This window comes from Flavobacteriales bacterium (genome assembly GCA_019694795.1).
In the GTDB taxonomy this organism is placed as follows: Bacteria; Bacteroidota; Bacteroidia; order Flavobacteriales_D; family UBA2798; genus UBA2798.
On the sequence record JAIBBF010000002.1, the window covers coordinates 162,057 to 168,602 of the forward strand.

General features: G+C 43.4%; 6 protein-coding genes. 5 read left to right on the top strand and 1 reads right to left on the bottom strand.

The window, feature by feature from the left end:
• Nucleotides 1-34 precede the first annotated feature (34 nt).
• Genes K1X56_02110 through K1X56_02120 form a run of 3 tightly spaced genes read left to right on the top strand, consistent with a single transcriptional unit; the run spans nt 35 to nt 2,865 of the window.
• Nucleotides 35-667 (top strand): DUF5606 domain-containing protein, encoded by a 633-nt coding sequence (locus tag K1X56_02110; GenBank protein ID MBX7093486.1) that lies wholly within the window; start codon nt 35-37, stop codon nt 665-667.
• Nucleotides 667-2,394, top strand: a complete 1,728-nt coding sequence (locus tag K1X56_02115) for a M3 family oligoendopeptidase (protein MBX7093487.1) — start codon at nt 667-669, stop codon at nt 2,392-2,394. Before K1X56_02110 ends, K1X56_02115 begins: the two co-directional genes overlap by 1 nt.
• A 12-nt stretch (nt 2,395-2,406) precedes the next feature.
• The gene (locus K1X56_02120; GenBank protein ID MBX7093488.1) at nt 2,407-2,865 is read left to right on the top strand and encodes a DUF4293 domain-containing protein; all 459 of its coding nucleotides are present in this window, start codon (nt 2,407-2,409) and stop codon (nt 2,863-2,865) included.
• On the opposite strand, the gene K1X56_02125 is transcribed toward K1X56_02120, so the two are convergent.
• On the bottom strand, nt 2,866-3,459 hold the full coding sequence (locus K1X56_02125; protein ID MBX7093489.1) for a hypothetical protein: 594 nt from the start codon (nt 3,457-3,459) through the stop codon (nt 2,866-2,868). It lies immediately after the preceding gene.
• 72 nt (nt 3,460-3,531) lie between these two features.
• On the opposite strand from K1X56_02125, the gene K1X56_02130 reads away from it, so the two are divergent.
• Both K1X56_02130 and K1X56_02135 read left to right on the top strand, forming a co-directional pair.
• A complete protein-coding gene (locus K1X56_02130) occupies nt 3,532-4,869 on the top strand; it encodes an NAD(P)/FAD-dependent oxidoreductase (protein MBX7093490.1) in 1,338 nt (445 codons plus the stop codon).
• Nucleotides 4,866-6,443: a 4Fe-4S binding protein gene (locus K1X56_02135; GenBank protein ID MBX7093491.1), complete on the top strand. Its 1,578-nt coding sequence runs from the start codon at nt 4,866-4,868 to the stop codon at nt 6,441-6,443. Before K1X56_02130 ends, K1X56_02135 begins: the two co-directional genes overlap by 4 nt.
• The last annotated feature ends 103 nt before the right edge of the window (nt 6,444-6,546 follow it).

Genomic DNA, 6,546 nt, shown 5'->3' on the forward strand with positions numbered 1-6,546 from the left:
TTTTTGGCCTTCTACACATTAAAAGCTAGTAGGGATGAATTTAACAGGCATCATTTCAATTTCAGGTAAACCCGGACTTTACAGGGTTGTTTCTCAGGGAAAAAACACCTTAATCGTGGAAGGTATTCACGATGGAAAGCGTTTTCCTGCATTCTCGGCTAACAAAATTTCAGCGCTGAGTGATATTAGTATTTTCACAACCGACGAAGACGTTCCGCTGGGTGAAGTGATCCAGAAAATTTGGGACAAAGAAAACGGTGGCGCATGTATCGATGCGAAGGAAGATGCGAATGCAATGCATAATTATTTCGTAGCTGTTCTGCCGAATTACGATAAAGAACGTGTTTACAACAGCGATCTGAAAAAATTATTTGCATGGTACAACCTGCTGCAAGGTTCAGGTACTTTAGCAAAAATTGTAGAGGAAACAGCCAAGGCTGAAGCCGAAAGCAAAGCAGCGGAAGCGAAGCCGAAGAAAAAAGCGGCGGCGAAAGATGCGGTTGCCGAAGAGGAAAAACCGGCAAAAGAAGCGAAAGCGAAAAAAGCACCGGCCAAAGCTGCTGCCGATAAAAAGGAACCGAAAAAGAAAACTGCGGCTCCAAAAGCAAAAGCGGAATCCAAAGCGAAAACCAGCGTACGCACTACTACCGTTAAACGCGGAGCATAATGCCTTTGCATCCGGAATTACCCCAACGTCCGCAGCGTAATTTTCTTACGCAGGATATGGCTATTGATTCCTGGGAAAAACTCCTGCCTTATTTTCAATCACTCACCGACCGTGAATTGAATCAGGTGGCCGATTTGGAAAAATGGCTGCAGGATCGTTCAGAGCTGGAAGCGGTAGTGGAAGAAGAAGGGGCTTGGAGGTACATCCGCATGACCATCAACACCAAGGATGAGAAAGCGGTGGAATTGTACACGTATTTTGTCAGTGAAATTGAACCTCAGATTGCGCCTTATCACGATAAGCTGAACCGCAAGTTGATGGAATCGCCATTGGTGAGATTGCTCAATAAGGAAAAGTACTTCATTTATCTTCGGTCCATCGAACAGGAATTGCAATTGTTCCGTGAAGTGAACGTTCCCATCATTGCAGAAATTCAAAACGAATCGCAAAAATACGGAGCCATTACCGGTGCGCAGAGTGTGGACTACGATGGGAAAACCATCACCATGCCCAAAGCGGCGACCTTCTTAAAGAGCACCAATCGTGAAGAGCGCGAAAAGGTGTTCCGTTTAATGACGGAGCGTCGCGAACAGGATACTCCTGCATTGGATGAACTGTTCGATAAACTATTAGGTCTTCGTCACACGGTGGCCTTAAATGCGGGATTCTCCAATTACCGCGATTATATGTTTGCATCGCTCGGACGGTTCGACTACAACGTAAGCGATTGCGAAAATTTTCATTCGTCCATCCAAAGCGAAATTCTTCCCATTACCAAAGGATTTATGGAAGAACGCAAACGGAAAATGAATCTGGAACGATTGATGCCCTGGGATACGGAAGTGGATATTTCCGGAAAACCGGCCTTGCATCCTTTCGAAAACGGAAAACAATTGGTGGAACTTACCATTAAAGCATTCCATCGCATTAAACCGTATTTCGGCGAGTGCATTTCCATTATGAATCAAATGGGACATCTCGATCTGGAATCGAAAGATGGAAAAGCCCCGGGTGGATACAATTATCCTTTGTATGAAATTGGTGTCCCCTTCATTTTTATGAATGCAGTAGGCACGCAGCGTGATTTAGTGACCATGGTTCACGAAGGTGGACATGCCATTCATTCATTTCTTACCCGCGATCTGGAATTAACCGCATTTAAAGGATTACCCAGTGAGGTGGCAGAACTTGCTTCCATGAGCATGGAATTACTAAGCATGGATGCATGGGATGAATTTTATTCCGACGCTTCGGAATTGAAACGTGCCAAGCGTGATCAGCTCGAAAAAATTCTAAGCATTTTACCGTGGATTGCTACGGTAGATAAATTTCAGCATTGGTTGTACACCCACCACACGCATACGCGTGATGAACGTGCGCAGGCGTGGCTGGGTTGTCAGGAAGAATTTTCTACGAAAACGGTGGACTGGACCGAATTTCATTTTGCGCAAAAAAGTGCATGGCAAAAACAATTGCACATCTATGAAGTTCCATTCTACTACATCGAATACGGAATGGCTCAATTAGGTGCTATTGCCATTTGGAGGAATTACAAAAAAAATCCGGAACAAGCTGTTCAGCAATACATCAATGCATTGTCGCTCGGTTACACCAAATCCATTCCCGAAATTTATGCTGCCGCCGGAATTGAATTTAATTTCTCGCGTAATTATGTTCGCGAACTGGCCGATTTTGTAAAGGCCGAACTGGAAAAATTAAAAGACTAAAACAAATCAATCATGTTACAGCGCATTCAGACCATCTACCTTTTGCTGGCCTCCATTTGTGTTTTTTTAATGTACGCTTTTTCATTTGCGAAAATCGATGTGGTTACCAGCGAATATATTTTTTCGTTCAAAGGTTTGGAAGTGGATGGAAAGAATATCGTGGATATTCCATTTGCGATTATTATCGGATTGTTGGCGGTGTATACCCTGGCAACTATTTTCCTTTTTAAAAATCGTCCCGCGCAATTGAAAATGGGACGCTTAAACTATTTGCTTCACCTGGTGCTGGTTGTTACTTTGTTTTTCTCTGCCGATGCAGCCATGGAAAAATTACCGAACGGAAGTGCAGCCATTATTTCTTACGGCGTAGGATTTTATTTGCCCGTTGCAGCCATCGCATTTTTGTTTTTGGCCAATCGTGCAATTAAAGCAGATGAGAAGTTGGTAAAATCGCTCGAACGTTTGCGTTAATTACAGCAGATTTACTCCCACAATTAAAAACAGGAGTCCGAATAAAATCAGCACTCCTACATTGATAATAAATCCTACCGTTGCCGGTTTTTCGAGCCATTTTAGTGTAGATCGATCTGTAAGGGTGGAAATGTCGCGTTTGGCGGAAACGGAGAGTCGCAGACCTAAAAATGCGAGTAATAATCCGCCCAGAAACCACAAAATTACCAATGGAGCACCGGCAAAGGCCATGGTCATTCCAACGGCGGTTAATCCAACAGCGGCCACTCCTGCGGCAATAGAAAATGCACCTTTGCGACGAATCGATTTTTCGGTTACCACCTTTCTGATGGTGTTTTGTTCTTCCTTTAATTCGTCAACATACTGCACCTCTACAGGTGATGACAATGGAACAGGGGAAATTATTTCTGTTGGTTCAGCAATGGAATCGCTCTTTCTGATTTCTGTTTTTACCAGGAGATCTTCAGAAATGACATCCAGCTGTTCAGGGGAAGCTTGCTCGGTGTGGTTTACGGCTCTTAAAATGATTTTTCCGCTTCGGATGGAGCAGGAGCTGAGTATTAGCAAGAGAATATAAAGTGCCGGTCGAAACATGAATGTGCAAAATAAGCAAAATACTTCGGCCCGACTTTTTACTTGCTTCAACATTTTCCTTATTTTAGGCCTATGTCGCAACGCCACGTAGTAGTTATTGGTAATGGAATTTCCGGGACTTCCTTTGCACGTGCATTGCGTAAACGAAGCAATCATCGCATTACACTTATTTCATCGGAGTCCGACTATTTCTTTTCGCGTCCCGCTATGATGTATGTGTACATGGGACAATTACGTGAGGAGCAACTGAAACCTTATGGCGACGATTTCTGGGAAAAAAATAAAATTGAACGCAAGCGCGCGTTTGTCCAGCGCATCGATCCCTCCACTTCGCTGTTGCATTTCGACGACGGTAGTTCCATGGTCTACGATGACCTGGTGATTGCTTCCGGATCTGAACGCGAATCGGTGCATTGGCACGGCGAACATTTTGGTGCTATACACGGATTTGTAACACTCGATGATTTACAAATGATCACTCAGCAATCCGATTCCATCCGCAAAGCGGTGGTTATTGGGGGGGGACTAATTGGTGTTGAATTGGCGGAGATGTTCCGCAGTAAAAATATTCAGGTAACCTACCTCGTTCGCGAGTTTCAATTTTGGAATCGCGTTTTACCGGATCATGAATCAAGCATGATTGAACAACACCTGGTGGCCGATCATGGGGTGAACCTTAAAATGGGTGTGGAGGTAAAAGAATTTAAAGGCGATGAAGAAGGAAATGTGAGAGCAGTTATCACCACAAGTGGTGAAGAAATTGATTGCGACTTTGCCGGAATTTGCATTGGTGTAAAACCCAGAATCGGATTTTTAGCGGAGAGTGGCATTCAATGCAACAAAGGCATTTTAATTGATGCTTCATTTCGCACATCCGTAAAAAATATTTATGCCATTGGCGATTGCGCAGAATTTTCTCCTGCATTACCGGGACGTTTAGCCATTGAGCAAAATTGGTACACCGGAAGAATGCATGGCGAAACGCTGGCCGAAATTATTTCGGGAAGCCCATCGGTGTATCGCCCTTCCAATTATTTTAATTCATCCAAACTCTTCGATATCGAGTTTCAGGTTTACAGCAGAGAAACGGTGTTAAGCGATAAACTGAAATCCGTTTTTTGGGAAAATCACGCTCAACGTCGTTGCATTCGTATTTATTACGATGATTCCACACTTCGTTTCGAAGGGGTCAGCGCATTGGGAATTCGTTTGCGTCACGAAGTATGCGATCGCTGGCTCAATGAGAACAAGAGTGTGGAGGACGTATTGACCCATTTATGCGATCTTAATTTCGACCAGGAATTTGCTTTGCCTTTCGAACAGGAAGTGCTGGATTTGTATAATCGCGAAAGCGGAAAAAACCTGCGCTTGAAGAAAAGAGATTTTAAACGAATTTTTCAGTGGAGATGAGGGCGATAAGGAACATATCTCTCACCGTCTTTTTTGCAGCGCTATTGCTGTTTTTAAGCAGTCTCTTTTTGTCATCTTACCGTTTAAGCGATCAGGTGATTGCCGAACGGTTTAGTGTGATGTACACGGCTTCCGGCAAATCCTATTACGAAATTTTACGACCGCAACTGGAACCGATGGTCAATGTGGAGTACCATTCTTCATTTGGATTTATTTCCGATTATTCTGCCATCATAAAAAAATACAATGAACCACTTATCGCAGCAGGTAATTGGGATGAAGTAATTAAAGATGATCAATTGGTAATGATTACCAAACATTCTTCGTCGGGTTGGTTGGCCGATCATGCTGTATATGTTTCTACCTTTTGCTTTTTGGGTATGTTGTTGGGTGGAATTCTTTATTTTTTAGTGACGGGTCCCGCCAATGAATATCGTCGACGCGCGGTGTGGTTTTCTTCGCTCAGTAATCGTGGTGTTGCGGGAATTGTGTTGGGCAGCGGATTGATTTTATTCTACATCATTCTTTATTTTTTCCCCGCTTATTTGTCGCCCTGGATGTTGCTTGCCGATCCTTTGCGACATTGGTTTACGGATAAAGGTGAGGCGGACCAATGGTTTTTATACGGATGGATGTATTGCATGGCCATGCTGGTAATGGGAATACGCATGCTGATCAAATGGAAGGGAAATCGCTATCAAACTTTCCGTACAGTTTCGGTGATGTTTTTTCAATTGTGTTTTGCATTTATCATTCCCGAAATTCTATCTGCATTAAATCAACCTGCCGTAGATGTAAAACATATCTGGCCGCTCCACTATAATTATTTCGATGGCGCCCGTATCGATCAGATGTATGCCTTCGGTGGTATTGGAATTACTTTATTCTGGTGGGGAATAGCATTGTTTTTAATCGGTGTTCCCTTGTTCACTTATTTTTACGGCAAACGCTGGTATTGCAGTTGGATTTGTGGTTGTGGCGGACTCGCAGAAACCGCGGGTGATCCTTTTCGTCACCTGAGTGATAAATCGCAAAAGGCATGGAAAATTGAACGCTGGATGATTTATTCGGTGCTGGTGTTTGTGAGTGTTATGACGCTTCTTGTTGTGGTAGCCTGGTATAGCGGAAAAGATGAGGTGATGGGCATAAGCAGTGGTTTTATAAAAATGATTTATGGATTTTTAATTGGTTCTATTTTTTCCGGTGTAGTTGGTACGGGTTTTTATCCCCTAATGGGAAATCGTGTATGGTGCAGGTTTGGTTGTCCGCTCGCTGCCTACATGGGAATCATCCAGCGGTTTAAATCGCGGTTTAGAATTACTACCAATGGCGGACAATGCATTTCTTGTGGTAATTGCAGTGCCAGTTGTGAAATGGGAATTGATGTGCGCTGGTATGCGCAAAGGGGACAAAATATCGTTCGCGCTTCTTGTGTGGGTTGCGGAATTTGCTCCAGTGTTTGTCCGCGCGGTGTCCTTAAACTCGAAAACGCTCCTGAAGCAGGCAGAATAAATAATGATCCGATTCTCATTGGAAGAGAAGGTGTAAAAATGAATACAGATTTAATTAAATAACATGTCGGAAATCTTAGACGAACAGGAGAAACCCCGAAGGAAACAATATCCTGAAAAAGTATTTCGTCCGATTTATTTTATTGTCCCCATCATCATTTTCGCC

What these genes read in the sequence shown, in the direction of transcription:
- K1X56_02110 (MBX7093486.1), top strand. Translation starts at nt 35, where the DNA reads ATGAATTTAACAGGCATCATTTCAATTTCAGGTAAACCCGGACTTTAC.
- K1X56_02115 (MBX7093487.1), top strand. Translation starts at nt 667, where the DNA reads ATGCCTTTGCATCCGGAATTACCCCAACGTCCGCAGCGTAATTTTCTT.
- K1X56_02120 (MBX7093488.1), top strand. Translation starts at nt 2,407, where the DNA reads ATGTTACAGCGCATTCAGACCATCTACCTTTTGCTGGCCTCCATTTGT.
- K1X56_02125 (MBX7093489.1), bottom strand. Translation starts at nt 3,459, where the DNA reads ATGTTTCGACCGGCACTTTATATTCTCTTGCTAATACTCAGCTCCTGC.
- K1X56_02130 (MBX7093490.1), top strand. Translation starts at nt 3,532, where the DNA reads ATGTCGCAACGCCACGTAGTAGTTATTGGTAATGGAATTTCCGGGACT.
- K1X56_02135 (MBX7093491.1), top strand. Translation starts at nt 4,866, where the DNA reads ATGAGGGCGATAAGGAACATATCTCTCACCGTCTTTTTTGCAGCGCTA.